20 protein-coding genes and 2 pseudogenes are annotated in these 16634 nt (G+C 60.0%); 10 read left to right on the top strand and 12 right to left on the bottom strand.

The features are described from left to right. Window positions 1–6 precede the first annotated feature (6 nt). The 8 genes from FHT97_RS27235 to FHT97_RS27200 all read right to left on the bottom strand — a co-directional run bounded on the left by FHT97_RS27235 (window position 7) and on the right by FHT97_RS27200 (window position 6012). On the bottom strand, window positions 7–264 hold the full coding sequence (locus FHT97_RS27235; protein WP_183758888.1) for a hypothetical protein: 258 nt from the start codon (window positions 262–264) through the stop codon (window positions 7–9). Window positions 265–567: 303 nt separating this feature from the next. Then, entirely contained in the window at window positions 568–960 is a 393-nt protein-coding gene (locus FHT97_RS27230; RefSeq protein WP_183864786.1) for a hypothetical protein, read from the bottom strand. Window positions 961–1133: 173 nt separating this feature from the next. Beyond that, the gene (locus FHT97_RS27225; RefSeq protein WP_246712804.1) at window positions 1134–1622 is read right to left on the bottom strand and encodes a DUF6130 family protein; all 489 of its coding nucleotides are present in this window, start codon (window positions 1620–1622) and stop codon (window positions 1134–1136) included. A 17-nt stretch (window positions 1623–1639) separates the two neighbouring features. Then, window positions 1640–2023, bottom strand: coding sequence for a response regulator (locus tag FHT97_RS27220; RefSeq protein WP_113163030.1), 384 nt, complete (start codon window positions 2021–2023; stop codon window positions 1640–1642). A 3-nt stretch (window positions 2024–2026) separates the two neighbouring features. Further along, window positions 2027–2680: a response regulator gene (locus FHT97_RS27215; RefSeq protein ID WP_183758884.1), complete on the bottom strand. Its 654-nt coding sequence runs from the start codon at window positions 2678–2680 to the stop codon at window positions 2027–2029. Further along, window positions 2677–4983: a PAS domain-containing protein gene (locus FHT97_RS27210; RefSeq protein ID WP_183864785.1), complete on the bottom strand. Its 2307-nt coding sequence runs from the start codon at window positions 4981–4983 to the stop codon at window positions 2677–2679. The genes FHT97_RS27215 and FHT97_RS27210 overlap by 4 nt, the downstream gene beginning before the upstream one ends. A 69-nt stretch (window positions 4984–5052) precedes the next feature. Then, window positions 5053–5796, bottom strand: a complete 744-nt coding sequence (locus FHT97_RS27205; protein ID WP_183864784.1) for a CbtA family protein — start codon at window positions 5794–5796, stop codon at window positions 5053–5055. A 9-nt stretch (window positions 5797–5805) separates the two neighbouring features. Further along, entirely contained in the window at window positions 5806–6012 is a 207-nt protein-coding gene (locus tag FHT97_RS27200) for a CbtB domain-containing protein (RefSeq protein ID WP_183758879.1), read from the bottom strand. Window positions 6013–6180: 168 nt separating this feature from the next. On the opposite strand from FHT97_RS27200, the gene FHT97_RS27195 reads away from it, so the two are divergent. From FHT97_RS27195 to FHT97_RS27160, 8 genes are all read left to right on the top strand, one after another. Continuing rightward, on the top strand, window positions 6181–6537 hold the full coding sequence (locus FHT97_RS27195; protein ID WP_183864783.1) for an SH3-like domain-containing protein: 357 nt from the start codon (window positions 6181–6183) through the stop codon (window positions 6535–6537). Beyond that, on the top strand, window positions 6524–7192 hold the full coding sequence (gene nthA, locus FHT97_RS27190; protein WP_183864782.1) for a nitrile hydratase subunit alpha: 669 nt from the start codon (window positions 6524–6526) through the stop codon (window positions 7190–7192). The genes FHT97_RS27195 and nthA overlap by 14 nt, the downstream gene beginning before the upstream one ends. Beyond that, a complete protein-coding gene (locus FHT97_RS27185; RefSeq protein WP_112643342.1) occupies window positions 7189–7521 on the top strand; it encodes an SH3-like domain-containing protein in 333 nt (110 codons plus the stop codon). The genes nthA and FHT97_RS27185 overlap by 4 nt, the downstream gene beginning before the upstream one ends. Then, complete coding sequence (locus tag FHT97_RS27180) at window positions 7503–8204, top strand: aquaporin (protein ID WP_183864781.1); 702 nt, start codon at window positions 7503–7505, stop codon at window positions 8202–8204. The genes FHT97_RS27185 and FHT97_RS27180 overlap by 19 nt, the downstream gene beginning before the upstream one ends. Before the next feature lie 33 nt (window positions 8205–8237). Then, window positions 8238–8753, top strand: a complete 516-nt coding sequence (locus FHT97_RS27175) for a cytochrome P460 family protein (RefSeq protein WP_183758871.1) — start codon at window positions 8238–8240, stop codon at window positions 8751–8753. A 29-nt stretch (window positions 8754–8782) separates the two neighbouring features. Next, the gene (locus tag FHT97_RS27170) at window positions 8783–9181 is read left to right on the top strand and encodes a nuclear transport factor 2 family protein (protein ID WP_183864780.1); all 399 of its coding nucleotides are present in this window, start codon (window positions 8783–8785) and stop codon (window positions 9179–9181) included. Then, entirely contained in the window at window positions 9174–9407 is a 234-nt protein-coding gene (locus FHT97_RS27165; RefSeq protein WP_183864779.1) for a hypothetical protein, read from the top strand. The genes FHT97_RS27170 and FHT97_RS27165 overlap by 8 nt, the downstream gene beginning before the upstream one ends. A 285-nt stretch (window positions 9408–9692) precedes the next feature. Beyond that, the gene (locus FHT97_RS27160; protein ID WP_183864778.1) at window positions 9693–11228 is read left to right on the top strand and encodes an aldehyde dehydrogenase (NADP(+)); all 1536 of its coding nucleotides are present in this window, start codon (window positions 9693–9695) and stop codon (window positions 11226–11228) included. Between the two features lie 300 nt (window positions 11229–11528). On the opposite strand, the gene FHT97_RS27155 is transcribed toward FHT97_RS27160, so the two are convergent. From FHT97_RS27155 to FHT97_RS27140, 4 genes and pseudogenes are all read right to left on the bottom strand, one after another. Then, a complete protein-coding gene (locus FHT97_RS27155; protein WP_183758863.1) occupies window positions 11529–12221 on the bottom strand; it encodes a DUF599 family protein in 693 nt (230 codons plus the stop codon). An 84-nt stretch (window positions 12222–12305) separates the two neighbouring features. Further along, window positions 12306–12557, bottom strand: a pseudogene (locus tag FHT97_RS30690) (DUF2934 domain-containing protein); the annotation flags it as partial. Between the two features lie 910 nt (window positions 12558–13467). Continuing rightward, complete coding sequence (locus tag FHT97_RS27145) at window positions 13468–13785, bottom strand: hypothetical protein (RefSeq protein WP_183864777.1); 318 nt, start codon at window positions 13783–13785, stop codon at window positions 13468–13470. Window positions 13786–14043: 258 nt separating this feature from the next. Further along, complete coding sequence (locus tag FHT97_RS27140) at window positions 14044–15087, bottom strand: isopenicillin N synthase family oxygenase (RefSeq protein WP_183864776.1); 1044 nt, start codon at window positions 15085–15087, stop codon at window positions 14044–14046. Window positions 15088–15485: 398 nt separating this feature from the next. Here FHT97_RS27140 and FHT97_RS27135 point away from each other — a divergent pair, with 398 nt between their 5' ends. Then, entirely contained in the window at window positions 15486–15926 is a 441-nt protein-coding gene (locus FHT97_RS27135) for a hypothetical protein (RefSeq protein ID WP_183864775.1), read from the top strand. A gap of 265 nt (window positions 15927–16191) precedes the next feature. Then, a pseudogene (locus FHT97_RS27130) lies at window positions 16192–16634 on the top strand (hypothetical protein); the annotation flags it as partial.

The following is a 16634-nucleotide window of genomic DNA, read 5'->3' as shown; positions in this document are numbered from 1 at the left end:
CAGCCTTCACTTCTCCAGCGGATTGCCGAACAGGTCGGCCGGGACAGCCGCCGTGTCCGCATCCGAACTCTGTCGCTCTGATATGCGTCCGCCGAAGGTACGGACGCTTCCAGGCCTGCCCGTCCACAGGACGATCGGAATTTTTTCACCCGCTTTAATGTCGCGATGTGCCACGAAGTAGCCGCGGTGATCCGGTGCGTTCTCGTGTCCAGCCTTCTCGTTGTCGAAGATGCAGATCTCGCCGGGCTTTGGTTCGTAGGCCAATTTGTTTCCTTAGGCTGCCTCAATGAAGGATACGAGACTGGTGCTCTGAAGACACCTCAGGTTCGTCGGATTCGTCCGAGACGCCCTCAAAGCGTTCGGAAAGGCTCACGACGTAACTGATGCCCTGCTCTAGCAGAATCTCCGCGGCCCGAAGCATATCCGTAGAAGCTTCGATGCCGCACCCTCGAATCGAGCATGCGAGATAGGTCGCATTTCGGGCGGATTTCAGGTCACCTCGCTCGCCGGCATCCTCGGCGACGCTTTCCAGGGGCGTTCACCACGAGCATCAGCATGTCTGCTCTCTCACTGGGCGACATCTCGATCAATGTTCTTCCTGTCATGATAGCCATCCATTCGTGCGCGAGCAGGCGCGCGCGGACGCTGCTGGCGATCGTATTGGTTCTTTGGGAACAGTCTTGGACGTGTTCGTCCGTCGTCGTGACAGTTGGCGATCGAGGAAGAGACCTGCAAGGCCGCGATCCATGCCAAGATGACAACGGAGACCTGCGTGACTTGATCGTCTCGGGGAAATGCTAGCCGTCTGCGAAGCCGCGCGGCGGCCTGGCGCCTCAGCGCAGCCTCGATGTCCAGGGCGAGATTGGCTCGCCACATGTGGAGTTCATCTGGGGTCGGCTCGGGCGACAGAAGCGCGCCGTCCGACAACTGAAGGGCCTCGACGGCGATGGGGTTGCGCACAACTGAACGTCCTGCTGCGACATGGCGATCTCTCGACGGTTCGACGTGCGGAAAGAGGCCCCCGCCGGGGAAAGAGCGGGGGTCTCTCATGAGGTGATCGCGGCTAAGCGAGGGGACGGCCTTGCAGTAGGGGAGCTGAACCGCTGCGATCGCCTTGGGAGCTATGAAGTTATTCAGTCTGCGTTCGGGACGGCGAACTCGATCGTCTCCGAGGTAATGACCCAATGCGTTGGATCCGCAAGCTCGATGAGGATCCTATGTCGGCCGGGCTTCAGCCCGACCACGATGAGCGTCTGGCCGTTCGCGTCGACGAAGTGCCATGGCAGGTCGTCGACCGTGATGTGCAGGGGCTTCCTTGGCGAGACGTCGAGGGCACCCACTCCAAATACCGGAACGATGGGAATGTTTTCTGTCCGGTACTGAATGAACACGCGCCCGTGTGACAGCGGCTCTGGCAGGGGGGCGTCGACGACAAGCCGCGGTTCCGCTTCATTCTCGCGAGCAACCGCGACGGGCCCTTGACCTCTCGGGCACTCAAAAGCTTCAGACTGGCGTCGGCCATGGTGGTCTCCGAAATCTCCGGACCTGCGATCGCGACTTGTCAGTCCTGCGGCCCTTAAGTGGCTAGGAGATTGCGCCTGTGATTGCCCAGAGTCGAGCAAGATGCGGTGAGGCGCCGTTAGGAGGCGTTTGCCAGCGCCGTCCGAATCGCCTGCAGCAGTTCGCTCGGGCTGACAGGCTTCAGGAAGACCTTCATGGCACCCGAGCTTCGTGCGCGGTCGCCCGCCGCAACGTCGGTATGCGCGGTTATGAGGATGGAGGGAATGACCACGGACATCCCGGCAAGCCGATCCAGGAGATCGAGGCCCGAAATGCCTCCAAGCTGTATATCCGTCACCAGGCAAGTCGCCGTCTGCAATTCGTCGGAGTCGAGAAATTCCTCGGCAGAAGCAAACGACGCCGCGTTTATGCCCGATGCCCGCAGCAGTCCTCTCAAGGCATCTCGCACGGGTTCGTCGTCCTCGACACACACCACCAGCGAAGGCTTTGTCATTGCGATCATGGCTCAATCCTTGGCGTGGCCGAAAGGCTCGTTCAATTCCAGCAAGTCGTAGTGGCGCACCAGCTCCGGCAGCGTCAGCACATGCATCTTCTGCATCACGTTACCCCGATGGAGCTTCACTGTAGCCTCGGTAATGCCCAGGGCGGCCGAAATCTGCTTGTTCTTTTGACCCTCGACAACGCGGGCCAGCACTTCCTGTTCCCGCTTCGTCAGGGATTGGAAGTCGGCTCGTGCATTGCTAGCAGCCTGCTGCTTCAATGTGGTGCGGTTGTCCAGCTTCACCGCCTTGTTCACGGCGTCGAGAAGGTCCTGCTCGCGGACGGGCTTCGTCAGGAACTCAGCCGCTCCTGCCTTCATCGCCCGCACCGCGATCGGAACGTCGGCATGGCCGCTCATGAAGATAACGGGCCTTTGGAAGCCGCCTGCCCTGACCTCCTCGAAGAACTCGATACCGCTCTGGCCGGGAAGCCGGACGTCGAGGATCATGCATCCCACGCTCGTCAGCTTTCCCTTTGCCATGAAGTCGGCGGCCGAGGAGAATGCCGTCACGTTGAACTTCATAGAGCGCAGCAGGCCGACCAGCGACTCCCGTACACCGATGTCGTCCTCGATCACCACGATATGGCAGGCGCCGTCGTCGCGTGGCTTCTGATTCATCTGCTTTCCCCCGCAAACGGTATCGAGAATTCGAACACGGCGCCGCCGCCTGCTCTAGGCCGGGCAGACAGCGTGCCGCTGTGGGCACTGATGATCGACTTGGAAATGGCCAGGCCCATCCCAGTGCCCTGTTGCTTGGTGGAGAAGAATGCTTCGAAGATCCGTTCCGACGCAATGGGGTCGATCCCCTCTCCCGTGTCCTCGACCCTCACCACGACAGATCGCGAACCGTCCTCTTCGGCGGTGAGGTCGATCCTTCGCGCGCCGTCGTTGGCTCCGATGGCCTCGGCAGCATTCAGCATGAGGTTGAGAAGCACCTGCTGGAGCTGAACCTTGTCGCCGCGTATCGCCGGAATACCAGTAGAAACGGAGACGAAAACATCGATCTGGCGGATCCTGAATTCGGTGCGGAGCATCGTCAGCACATGGGAGATCACTTCCCCGATATCGACCACGCCCATGGATGGCCGTGAGTTCCGGGCCATGCTCCTGACGTTCAGCAGCACGTCGCCCGCTCTCTTTCCTTCCTCGACAAGGCGCTTGGCCGCAAGCTTGGCTTCCGCAACGTCGGGAACATCGCGGTCGAGCCAACTCAGACAAGTCGCGGCGTTCGTGACGATTGCCATCAGTGGCTGGTTCATTTCGTGAGCGATCGAGACGGTCACCGCCCCCATCGCCGTAAGCCTGTTCATCCGGACAATGTCTGCCTGCGCCTTCTGGAGCGCCTCCTCGCTCCTTACCCGTTCCGTGATGTCGATGATGGCGCCGAACACTTCCGGTTCCTCCTCCGGGTTCGTCTCTACGCGTGTAACGCAGTGGACGTACCGGATCGATCCGTCGGGCAACTGGAGCCGATGCTCGATCTCCCATGGCTGGCGGTCGCGTAGGCCCTTGTCAAAGACAGCGGCGACCATTTCGCGGTCACTCGGATGCACTCGCTCTCTGATCACCTTCGAACTCAGCGCCATCGACGTATCGAAACCGTAGATGTTGTAGGTCTCCTCAGACCAGACGACCTCTCCCTTAGACGGCTTGATCCGGTAGCTGCCGACGTGGCTGAGCTTCTGGGCTTCTGCGAGCGATGCCTGCGCGCGCTGCGCGTCCTCCAAGGAACTTCGTATCCTCTCCTCAGCAAGGCGGGTCTCGGTCACGTCCACGATCGTGCCGATGTATGCGCGAGGAGACTGAACCTCGTCGAGGATGAGCCGCCCACGAGCATGTATGTATTTGACGGTACCATCCGGAAGGAGGAACCGATGTTCGACGTTCAGCTCCTCGCCCTGCAAGGCCCGTTGATGGGCTTCAGCGACCATCTGCCTATCGTCCGGATGGACGCGGGAACTTAGTGTTTCGAAGGTAATTTCGTTGGCATCGAGACCTACGATGCTGGCGCACTCGGGCGAACATGTGAACACGTCCGTCGCCATGTCCCAGGACCAGGTGCCCGTCTCGATGATACGCTGGGCGACTGCCATCACCAGCTGGCTCTGTGCCAGCTCGAACTCTATGCGCTTGAGCTCGTCAATATCGGTATTGACCCCGTACCATCTAATGACGTTGCCATCGTCATCCAGCAGAGGAACAGCACGCAGAACGAACCAGCGTGCCTCGCCGTCATGCCGGAGCATTCGAGCCTCGACGCCTCCTGGCTTGCCCGAGGTGCACAGATCCGTCCAGACCTTGATGACCTTGTCGACATCGTCAGGGTGAAATGCGGAGACGAAGCCGAAGCCGACTGCAGTCTCGCGGGTGAGCCCCGTGTATTCGAACCACTGCTTGTTGCCGTCCTCAAATCCTCCGTCCGCCGCCCCGATCCAGGCAAGGGCTGGTATCATGTCCCACCCTAGTCTGGGGTCGTCTGCCGCCCTGACCGCTGTAGGGGCGGTGTCAATCTGACCATGGAAATTGTTGGCGATTGCCGCGGCCGAGAATGCCGTCGCAAGCCACTCGAGATCTTCGACCCGTACAGGGGCCGCGCCGTCGGGCATTTCGAGATAGATCGCACCGTCATTCGGTTTCGGCAGAGCGACCGGGAGGCAGACGATCGAGTGCCTGTTCCTGCCCCGCCCCGTCGAGACAACCTCGCGCACCGTCGCTTCGTCGATGTCGAACGCTCCAAGCCTCCCGGATGACAACGCTACCGAAGAAGTGTCTGCCATTGCAGCCACCGTGAGCTCATTGCCCCGTCCTACGATGAGGAACCCGCGCCTTGCGCCGGACATCGCCACGACAGCGCGCATGAATGGGCCGACGTCGTGGGCGTCCGACCTGCGTGCCTCCACCGCTCCCGAGCCCTCGTCCATCAGCGACAAAGCTCCTTGTCTCTTCCGACGAGCCACTCCGCCAAGTTGCTGTAACGTGGGGTACCTGAATCAGGCATTCGGAATCCCGGCGTTTGCAGAGATCCTCGGTACCCGAGGGTCGAGGATACGTTTTGCGAACTGTCCGAAGACTGCGCCAAGGCCTCCCCAGACGATAAGCTGGAGAATTGCCGACTGCGCTCGGAATGTAAATAGAAGGCTTTCCGGGAAGTCGCGCGGCACTTCCGAAGTATCAGGAAGGGCAGACACGAGGATCATCGCCATCGGTGCGAAGGCCGCCGCTGCGACTGGCACCGAGAACATCCCGCCGTGACTGCGCCGGATGCGGACGCCGATCCAGAAGGAAAGGGCCATCGAAACAAGGGATAGCAGGATTAGCAGGAAGTAGAGTTCTGTTCGACTGCCGATCGTCTCTGCGCTACCGATGCCAGGAGGATTGGCGGGATATTTCAACTGCGGGACGAAAACAAGCGAGACATATCCCAATGATGCCAGCGTCCACACAGTTGAGCGTGGCCCGAGGCCGAGCCGGCCGTGCAGGCATCCGAGGCCGATTGCCAGAATGCCGCCGAGCGCGACGCTGTAGCTTGCGATCCCCGTCAGGAGACCGAGATTGCGCTGAGTGGCCCGGCTGACGGTTTCCTCTTCCGCATGGCTATGATCGGCAGTGCTCCGTTCTTCGAGAACGATGGCCCGTTCGACGGTCGGTTCGGAAAACGCCCGCGCGAAGGCGAAGGACAGGAGCGCCACGATCAGGCCGGACAGCATTCCTGCGAGGAGAAGTCGCTGAAGCATCGCCGCACCTCAGTGACAGGGGAAGCCGAGGAGGTGACGGCCGTCGTGCACGAACTCGTGGACGGCGTTCCCCTGGACGAGTGATGTTGCGCCCTGCTCGGCCCCGACGAAATAAAGGGTCATGAGCGAGAGAAGCCCGACGAAGAGGACCCATGGAAGCAATTCGCCTGCGGTTAGCGGCACGGCAGGCGCCGGGTAAGTGACGATGTGCGTCATGGAAAGTCTCCTGAAGGATTTTGACGCTCACATCATGAGCAGGATCCCGAACGCGATCTTTCGTATTCGTTCGATGCCCGCCGCAAGTTCGAAAATCCGCCATCGCACGAATACGAAAGATCGAAGCCTGTCTCCTTCGTACCCTCTTCGGTAATGCAGGAGGTAGCGATGAACCCCGTTCCCGGACAAAGGAAGATAGAAGGCGTTGTCCCCGCCCGCGCCGACTTGCCCCGGCTCCGCGTTGGACAGCGCGTCCGCGTCGGTAACCTGACTCCAGTCGGTCACTACCGCGTCCCCACGTACCTTCGTGGCAAGGAAGCCGTGATCGAGGCGATCATGTCTCCGAGGGCCGTCAACAACGAGGAGGAAGGGTTCGGACGGAACGCCGGATCGCTTGGCGTGTACTACAGGATCGCCGTCCCGATGACCGAAATCTGGAAGGACTACGCCGGATCGCCCGGCGACAATCTCCGCATCGAAGTCTTCGAAACCTGGCTGGAGGAACTCGACGATGACCGTCCATGAAGAACATGACCACGATCATGGCACCGAGCACGGGCACCCGCACGCGCCGATCGAAACAACCGAGAAGCCGGGCTACTACGATATCATGGAGCAAGCATTCCAAGAACTGATGATCGAGAAGGGCTACATCGGCGCCGACGAGATTAGACACCAGATCGAGGTTCTGGACTCCCGGAACCCTGCTTTGGGCGCCAAGGTCGTCGCTCGCGCGTGGACGGACCAGGACTTCAAATCACGCCTGCTCGAGAACGGCCGCACCGCTTGCGAGGAACTCGGCATCACCTTCTATGATCTGACGGAACTCATCGTTCTCGAGAACACACCGAAGGTCCACAATCTCATCGTCTGCACCCTCTGTTCCTGCTACCCGCGCCCAGTCCTCGGGCTGCCACCCGACTGGTACAAAGCGAAGCCCTACCGTGCCCGCGCGGTCTACGAGCCGAGAAAGGTACTGGCGGAGTTTGGGACGATCATCCCCGACGACGTGGAGGTCAGAGTGAGCGACTCTACGGCGATCCAACGCTACCTCGTGCTTCCGATGCGCCCTCCTGGAACTGAGGGATACAGCGAAGAGCAACTCGCCGCGCTCGTCACCCGTGATGCGATGATCGGCGTGATACCCGTCAATTCTCCAACCGAAGGAATAGCGGCATGACCGGAAGCGAACAACTTCTCAAGCGACTGCCGAACGACATCGGCGGGCTGGAAGCACCTAAGATCGAGCAGACCGATCACGAACTCCTCCCCTGGGAGAAACGGTGCCACGCGCTCGCCGACGTGCTCGATTTCCACAAGATCATCAACACCGAGGAGAAGCGCCGCGGCGTCGAAGCCCTAGGGTCGGAGATGGTCGGCAAGCTCACTTACTATGAGCGCTGGATCGCGGCCTTCGCCAACATCGCGTTTCAGAAGCGTCTGATAACGCCCGAGGAACTGGCCAGGCAGATGTCGGCCGTGGAGGATCGATGGAGGGCTCACTCCTGAAGCTCGTGCCCCCGCGCGCATCCCGCTGCTTCGTCGAGGACGACGCCAGCGCGCCGCTGGTCAGACGGTCGCTCGCCGAAGCCGTTGGCACGATGTTGCTGATGGTCGCCCTGCTGGGCGCCGGGATCGGCGGAAAAGCTGCGCCGATTTCGTCGGCCATGGCTATATCCGGCACGTTGATCGGACTGATCCTGGCTCTTGGCTCGGTGTCGGGCGGCCACTTCAACCCGGTCATAACCGTTCTTCAGTGGCGCGCGGGACAGCGCGGTCTCGAGTGCACGACCTGGTACGTGGCCGCACAGATCCTTGGAGGAACAGCAGGCGCCGTCTTGGTCGATCTCATGTTCGCGGTCCCACCAAGCCCACCGACTGGGGAGCTTCCGAATACCGCCGCTGTCGTAAGCGAGGCACTGTCGACGTTCGGGCTGATGATGGTCGTGTTCTGCAGCAGCCGTAGCACCAACAAGATGACCGGGCCTTTCGCAGTCGGCCTCTGGCTACTGGGCGCGATCATCGCCACACCGACCGGATCCATCGCCAACCCCGCCGTCGCCATCAGCCTGCTCTTGTCGCCGTCGAGCGCTTCGGTGACGGCAGTAGCCCTCTTCATTGCGGTGCAGTTTGCTGGCGGCGCATTGGCGTTGCGATGTGTCGACTTGCTCTATCCGTCCGCCGGACACTGATCGGCGCCCAGCAAGATCCCGAAGGAGAATGTGATGTCGAAAACGAAGCTAGCGGTCTCAGCACTTGTCATCCTCGGCACCTCTGCTGCTGCGACCAGCGGCCTGACAGGCGACGCCTCGCCGATCTACGGAGTGAAGATTCCCAAAGAATATAGGGAATGGCGGCTGATCACAGTCGCGCACGAAGCTGGCAAGAACAACGACATCCGAGCGGTCCTCGGCAACGACATCGCGATCAAGGCATTTCGAGAAGGAACGAGGCCGTTTCCGGATGGCGCCATCATCGCGAGGCTCGCCTACGTCTACCAATCGTCTCCGGAGAACGACAAGGTCTTCCCGGCGCCGCAATCCTTCGTCGCCGGCGACCCGACCAATGTGCAGTTCTCGGTGAAGGATTCGAAGACATACGCCGACACGGGTGGCTGGGGCTACGGTCAGTTCGAGAATGGCGTCGCTAACCCAAGCGAACCGCTGATCAAGAGCTGCTTTGCCTGCCACGTGAAGCTCGACGCATCGAAAGACTTCGTGTTCAGCCACTATTCGCCGTGAGGCCATCATGCCGAGCTAAGGAGGTTGCCGTGAGAACGAAGTGCGTGATGACCCCTGCGGAGACGATGTTGGCGATCCGCGACATGTGGCAGTGCGGTCGCGTCGACGAGGCTGCCGCTCACTTCGCAGAGAACGGCGTGCTGCTGGTCGAGCCAGACAGGCAGGCAGTCGGTCGGGCCGCGATAGGTGACGGCTTCGTTGGACTCGCGCGGCGCCTTCGCTTCCTGGTGGTCGACGACCGCGTCGTGATCCAGCGGGGCAATATCGCCCTTCACCATGCGCGATGGACTGCCCGCTACATCATAGATGGCGCGCCCTCCACGGAAGAAGTCAGTAGAACGACCGCGGACGTGCTCACTCTTCAGGCCGATGGCCGGTGGGTCGCCGTCGTCAACAATCCATGGGGAGGCGACGTCCTCGATGAGTAGGTTTCATTTCCACATTCGCGTCGCAGAAGTAATCGACCCAGATTACGAGGGCATCGAGATCCAGGCGAAGGATTGCGTAGCGGAAGCGATTGCGGTTGCCCGCCGTATTGTCGCCGAGGCAATCACCCTGGACGAGTCCGTTGGCGACATGACGTTTGAGATTACGGACTGCAACGGCAAGCTAGTAGCGGAGCTGCCGTTTCGTTGCTGCGCGCGGCTGCAGTGAGGCGGGCCGATACCCCAACTTTGGCGTATTGTCCGGACTGAGAGTGAAACGTAGGCGGTCGGTCTTACATTGCGGAGACACCGACGATCGACAGTCGTACTGCGGCCCTCCAGGCCATTCTGTTCAATGCTCTGAGTAATTAGAGCAGGCTTCAAATCTCGTCCGCACTAGGAGCTAGCCGTGAGGGGCATCTGTTGCCGAAAGGAAAGGCTGCCTAGCTAGGCTGAAAACAGCCAACTGGATCCCTATATCGGCGATTCAACAATTTCTGAAAGGACATCGGTCATGACACTGAACGGAAGCCTGCTGGTTGCGGGGAAGGAAGAGCGCGGCTCGAACAGCCAGTTCCACGCAACTGAGGCAGCGACCGGGCAGGCACTTCCTGTGTCGTTCGGCGGCGCGTCACCCAATCAGGTTGACGCGGCCGCGATGCAAGCGTGGGAAGCCTTTGCATCGTACCGTGAGACCGATCTCGAAAGCAGAGCTGCTTTCCTTGAGAAGATTGCTGCCGAGATCGAGGCAATCGGCGACGAACTGATCGTCCGCGCCATGTCAGAAACCGGACTACCCCGCGGGAGGCTTGAGGGCGAGAGGAACCGCACTACTGGGCAGCTTCGATTGTTCGCACGGGAAGTCCGTGCCGGGCGCTTCCAGGAACTCCGCTTCGACGCTGCGGATCCTTCTCGAACGCCCGTTCCTAAGCCCGACCTGCGGCTTCGCAACATTCCGGTCGGACCTGTGGCAGTCTTCGGCGCGTCCAATTTCCCACTCGCTTTTTCCGTTGCTGGTGGGGACACTGCGTCGGCGCTCGCCGCTGGCTGCCCTGTCGTCGTCAAGGCGCACTCGGCCCATCCGGGCACATCGGAACTGGTGGGGCGCGCCGCCCAGCGGGCTGTCGCCGCCAGCGGTCTTCATCCCGGCACCTTTTCGCTGCTCTTCGACACAGGCTTCGAGGTCGGTCAGAGGCTCGTCGCCGATCACAGAATTCGCGCCGTGGGCTTTACCGGATCACGTCGCGGCGGCACGGCGTTGATGGACATCGCGTCGAAGCGGCGGCAGCCCATCCCGGTCTACGCCGAGATGAGTAGCATCAACCCTGTCATTCTGTTTCCGAACGCGCTCGCGAGGAACGTCGAGGGCGTCGCGAAAGCCTTCGTTTCCTCGTTGATCCTAGGCGCTGGACAGTTCTGCACCAACCCCGGTCTGCTCCTTGCTGTAGATGGTGAAGCTCTCGATGCCTTCATCGCGAAGACCACAGAACTTCTCCCGGCAGTCGCGCCGCAGGCGATGCTTACCCCATCGATCGCGCGGACGTTCTGCGAAGGAGTAGCACGGCTTCGGGCCCATCCGGAAGTGCGAGCCGTCGCATCGGGAAAGCCCGGCAGCGAGTTCGAGGGTGCGGCAGCACTGTTTGAGACGACATCGACAGCTTTTCTTGCTCACGAAGAGCTTCAGGACGAGGTATTCGGCGCCGCAGGCCTTATAGTTCGCTGCCCCGACCTTGCGCAGCTTGAGGCCGTCATCGATGCACTCGAAGGACAGCTGACGGTCGCGCTTTTCATCGACAACGACGACGAGGCCGACGCTGGTCGTCTCGTTCCAAAGCTTGAGATGCTCGCAGGCCGCCTGCTGGTCAACGGTTTCGGGACTGGAGTGGAGGTGTCTCCGGCGATGGTCCACGGCGGCCCCTACCCGGCCACCGCAGATGGCAGATCCACTTCCGTGGGCACGCTTGCTATCTACCGCTTCCTAAGGCCTGTCTGTTATCAAGATTTCCCGACCGGGATCCTGCCTGGTGCGCTCAGGGATCAAAAAATCTGAGGTAATCGAGCGACGCCGATCCGAACCTTCGAACCTCCTGCACGTTGAGGCGCAGGAGGAAATCCCCATGGGTTCTGAAAAGGAAGGTTCGAAGTCCGACGGTCGGGAAGTGGCACCCATCGGAGCGGCCCTGACGCCCGGTCTGATTCCGTTCTGGTCGCCGAAGTGGAAGGGGTTTGCGACACGTCGCCAGTCTGTCTGGGGGTCATGTCCCGCCCCGCCCCCAGCTCCAAGATCTTGAAGTGATTAACCGGATCATGGTCAGTAACCGCGCGCTATTTGCCAGGCGCTGTACGGAGCTCAGTCTAACAGCTTGCGAATGGCCATAATCCCCTTCGCGGTATCTGACCAAGATTGGCGCCATATTAGCAGGCAAACACCGAGCACAGTGGCCATCGCGAATGGAATTGGTCCAAGAAACCAGAACGCCGCCGCCACAGTGAAGTAATAGGAGCGGACGCCGACGCTGAACGATCGGAGTGCCGGGTTGAGGACCATCGTCAGCGCTTCCGTCCATGCCGCGATATCGCGCTCCTCCTGCCGCGATGGACTGGCGCCGATTGCGGCAAGACAATAGTTGAGCTGCCGCACAGCCCAGATGAAATCGGACAGCCCACGCAGAAGCGTCGCGATGATCAGCAGGACTTTCGTCTGGAACAGCCATGCGGGATCCTTGGCCGCGAACATTGCGATGAGACCGTTTCCGTTGCCGTAGTTCGGCTCCATGAAGAGCGCGCCGCTGAGGCCGACGATGATGATCAGGTTCGCGGATCCGAAGAAGGACGCCGAGTTGATCGTGTGCCCCAGGATGGCGGCGTCGCCGATGAAGTTGTTGTCGCGGGTTAAGGTCTCCCGCATCCACGCAGATCGCACGCGGACCATGTCGACTGAAAGGCTGTCGTTGGGCCGCGGCCAGCCCAATGCCATCAACGGCTCGATTGCAATCCAGACCAATATGAAAAAGGCGATCGCAGCTATATTGAGCGCGTCCATGAGGTTCCCCGGCCGAGTTTGTCGGCACCCTATCGCGGGTGTCGGTTTTCTCCAAGAGACGCCCCCTGGCCGAAGCACTCGCCGCTATGGTTGCTCGCGCGTACCTGACGCCGCCTCGCGCTGATCGGCGTCGATGAGGTCGGCCAGAACGAGGAAAGTGTCGGTGTGCTCGCGAGCAGCTTCCCGAAGGGCTGCAAGGCTGGGCACGTCGTCTCCCTCGAGGATATCGAACTCGTGGAGGATCTCGTGTTCGGCCTGAAGTCAATGGTCTTCGTGCCGATTTTCCGGGCTGCCCTCGGCTTCCCAGATTGAGTAGGCGCGAAGCCGGATCCGTTCGGTAACACAAATACCACTCCGACCATTCGGGCGGATCCTTGTTGGGATGGATTTGATGCGTCGACCGCTTCTCGCGGCGCGGTTGCTTTGGCTCACTGTCCTTAGCTCGCTCATAGGTCATAAAATACCGAGAACTTAATATCACTTGCCACGGCAGTATTTCGAAAGTGAGCGATCGCTAGCAGTTCAGGCACAGGTGAAGCGTGCTGACAAGTACGGCGACAAGCATGGATACTCTTCATGGCATCCCTCGAAATCGAAACGCAGAAATTGGCGAGAGGGACGAACATGTTGCGCGGAGACCTTTCTGCGCAGTGCGCCCCCAGTCAGCCGCTGGAATGCCAACGTCTAGCGTGATTCATGGGCACCGGGCACGCTACCAGGATGCCCATCATCGCTTGAGATTTCAGCAAGAAACTTATTTTGAGAAGACATCGCCAGCGAACCCGATAGGCTCATACCTGTGTACGGGAGTATCTGATATGAACTTGAAATACCGCGCTGTCGAATATCCTTCCGATTGGCAAAGCATTGCCATGGCGCTAACAATGCCACTGGCAATCGCCGCGGTTTCGTTCGGATGTCAGTTCTTCCTATAGAAGCGTTACTGGCGTCCACTCGTGCAGTGCACGTGAATCCGTTCGGCCATAGTATCCGCTGGTGCCCATCCTCCTGCGTCAGCCCGATGACACCCGCCATATCCGGTTCCCGACGCGCAGGGATAAACGGCAGTTCCCTCCGTCTTCGCCAGTCGCCATTTCGGCGATGCTGACGAGCGCGCCCCGCTCATGTTATGTCGCATGGCACCCTGTGATAAACCGAACCTCGACGCGACTTGCTCGGCGTCAACAACAAAAGTCGCCGCCCATATCCCGAATGATCTTCACGTTGCCTACCCGCCGTTGGGGTCTCAGATGCGGTCCTGAAACGGGATTTCCGCCGTATGCTTCCAGTTTACGACATCACTGCCACGGATCCGAATACGCTCATAGGGTCCGATCGTGCGCTGTCTCAATTTCGCAGCCGCTATTTCACAGATCGGTCCAATGCTCTGCTGCAACCGGCACTCGTCTGCCCTGCGGGGCGACGCAAATTCCAGCAATGCTTCGCGTTCGACGATGACGGTTCGCTGCTCGCCTTCATTCTCGAGAAGAACGACACCACCGTCTCCAGAGGATTTCAGAAATGCTGTGAGAACCTGACAGACATGTTCGCGCTCCTTGAACAAGTCTTGACCCGTCTTCAGAAACGGGCCAAGCTCTCGGGGCTCGGGAACGGGTCGTAACCGAGCGGATTAGAGAGTAACTCACATCACGCAGAATTCTTTGAGCGAGATCAAATACGGACCGAAAGGCGCTAAGAACGGTTGCGTGGCGCAGAGCTCGCCGAGTAAGCAATTGAAGTTGGCGACCGACCTCCGCGAGCCGTGCCCCCAATTTGCCGGCAGGTCCAGAGGCTTGCCAAATGGTTATCGCGATTAGGCTCGTCACTGCTCCAGGATCATTCGGACCAGTTCGGCATGATGCGCCGCTGCGACGTCTGGATGTGATCGAAGCCTGCTTTTAAGTTGATTGATCCCAACCTCGCGGAAGATCGGATTCAACGGATCGACTGAAACTCCGCGCTCGGACCGTTTCAGCTCATCAGGTAGCTCGATGACCGGTATCGTTGCATCCGGTCGGGATCCCAGGAAGAACGCCACCGAAAAGCGCTCGACACCAGGCGGCGGGGCGACCACCTCATGAACATCCGCGCGCACGAACCCGTTCGTCGCGAGTTCCAGGAGTTCGCCAGTGTTGATCACAAATGTATCGGCCACCGGCGGCACACTGACCCACTCCCCGTCCTCGGCACGAACACGCAAACCCGGCGTCGTGTCCTGCAGCAGCACCGTAACGAAGCCGCCGTCCTTGTGCGCGCCGACGCCCTGATCGGTCTCCGCGACATCCCGTCCCGGGTAGCGAATGATCTTGAGGAGCTGAGACGGCTGAGGTTCATAGATCTGCGCGAAGACGCCCTCGGGCTGGTCCAGTGCCGCGGCGATAGCCCTGAGAATGTCGATGCCGATGCGCGTTACTTCCGCTTGGTACGCCAGAAGAAGCGGCCGTAACTCGGGTAGCGCTTCCGGCCACTGGTTCGGCCCCTGGAGCCACTTCCATGGCGGCGAGTCCGGCCCAATGTCAGTTGCGACGGCTTCGGTGTTGATGTCGAGTTGTTCGCGCCAGTCCTGCGCACCACGCGTGCGTTCCTGCCCGGCTCTATTGTAGCCCCGGAAGTGCGGCGACTTCAGCATTTCGATCTTGAGCTTCTCCTCCATTGGGAGCGCGAAGAAACGTTTCGCAGTCGCTAAGACGTCCCCGATAAGCTCTGGATCAACGCCATGCCCTTTGAGGTAGAAGAAGCCATGGGCATGCAGAATGTGGCGGAGATCTGCGATGAAGGCCAGGCGCTCGCCGGGACCGGCGTGGAATTTCGAAAGGTCCAATGTTGGCAACATGGCCAAGGGCGCGACTGGAGAAGCTGTCGTCATTGCGGTTCCTGAAGATGGCTTCAGGGGATCATAGGCATAATGCGCACCGCGGGAACGGTGTAACCTGCGCCAGGCGCACCGATTACGGGAAAACCATTTCGCAAGCGTAGCTTGAAGCGAAACAAATACGCGAGCAGGGGATCGGAGACCTAAATTAGATGCCGGCTTCGACAAGCTGCTCGGCTCGACGAGCAACGCCGCTCAAGCCGCCTCGGTCCCAGGTGTTCACAGGTGGCGCTATCACGACCGACCGAGCATTCACCGAAAAGCAAGCGCCTTTTAGCGACGGCCTCCCCTGAGCGCCAACCGGCGGCTTCGACTCGAGTGAGGATGTTTTGCCAGCAGCGCCCGACGAACCAAAATCATACATCAGCGTTTCCCCCCTAAAGGAGACACAGATGCGCCTGTACCGCCATGATCAGACTACTCAGAGCTTTCACCAGGACATGGTCGATGAGCGGGTGGCGGAAGCTAATCAATTCATTGATCAGTTCCTGCTTTTCATAAGGGATAACGAGATCGGAAATGATCTCATCGATGAGATCGAGTTGCCCGTTGCGAAAAGCATGCTCATCTCGGCATTTAGAATTTCCATTGCCGCCGAGCGCAGACCTGATATTCGCGCACTGCTCATCAAGGCGGGTCTGACCCTTGCTCAATATCGTTCCGGCCTTGGAAATCGCATTACAATGAAAAGCGTAACCCCGCATGGTCGCTTACGGCAGCCGCAATCCCACGTCTTCGAACAGCGTTTGCGTCGGGCACTCGTGGCTGTCGCCGCCGAACGAATTCAGCTTGGCGACCATTTTCAGCGCGCGTTTGTCGAATCCTTCCACTGACAGCGGTCGGCGCGTTAAACCGATCAGTCGCATCATCATAAGACAACCATGACAAGAAGAAATATGGGCTCTTCAGAACATCTATAAAATCTTCGCCGTTGCTCAAAGCGAAAGCAGGAGCCTGTGAAAGAACCCGAACCAATAGTGTTTCAGTGGTGGTGCTAAAGGTCTGATGAATGCGCTGCGCAAATGCTGAGCCGATATTTGCGGTGGAGACCGGTAACTTCTCCGGGGTTGAGCACGGATTGTTAGGCCTGAATGGTACATGACCATCGCTTTGCTCAAGGAGGCGACGGTGGCGGTGGAGTGGACGATCACGATCCAGGGGAAGAACGAGTTCGGCGACGTCTGCCATCGGGAGGTGCGCGTCGACAAGAGCTGGGAGCGCCTGTTCGACGGAGAGGTCGGCTTGTCGATCGAAGCGGGGAAGAAGATCATGGCGGCGCTTCAGGGCGCGGTCGTGAGCCACGAGGCGGAGACCTATTCCCTCTTTCGTCGGGTCTGCCAGGATTGCCACACGTCCGGCCGGTCAAGGACTACACGACGCGCCGGATCCGAACCGTGTTCGGCACGGTCGAGGTGCGCAATCCCCGCTGGGAGCTGTGCCGGGCTTCAGAAACGCATGCCACCGTGCGCAAGCGGACCATCAGGATCGGCGAGCGGCTCGACGACCAGATTGCCCAGGAAGAACGGCGCGCAAGGTCTAAT

Source organism: Rhizobium sp. BK399 (genome assembly GCF_014194695.1).
In the GTDB taxonomy this organism is placed as follows: Bacteria; Pseudomonadota; Alphaproteobacteria; order Rhizobiales; family Rhizobiaceae; genus Rhizobium.
The sequence above is the reverse complement of the archived record's forward strand: the minus strand, read 5'-3'. Positions and strand labels throughout refer to the sequence as shown.